The sequence below is a fragment of the Acinetobacter sp. USHLN143 genome, from assembly GCF_037145695.1.
GTDB classification, from domain to species: Bacteria; Pseudomonadota; Gammaproteobacteria; order Pseudomonadales; family Moraxellaceae; genus Acinetobacter; species Acinetobacter fasciculus.
The window spans coordinates 1-223 of record NZ_JBBCWZ010000323.1; the positions used below are offsets into that span (position 1 = coordinate 1).

Here is a 223-nt window from a genome sequence, read left to right on the forward strand (position 1 = left end):
TTTAAGCTTGTCTGAAGCAATGACCATTGTCATTTTATTTCATCAATCCGGTTTTAGATTCTTCAAATATTTTTATTGCCAAATGATCGTTCCATTCTGGAAATCTGCTTTCCCTAAACTGCTTAGCTACAACCGATTTATTGAAATCATGCCCCGTTGTTTGCAAGCTCTGAGTAGTTTCTTCCATCAGGTGAAAGGAAAAGATACGGGAATCAGTATCATT

Annotated in this window: 1 pseudogene; it reads left to right on the top strand. The window is 36.3% G+C overall.

From position 1 onward, the window contains the following. Positions 1 to 223: pseudogene (locus tag WFH18_RS18225) on the top strand (IS982 family transposase); the annotation flags it as partial.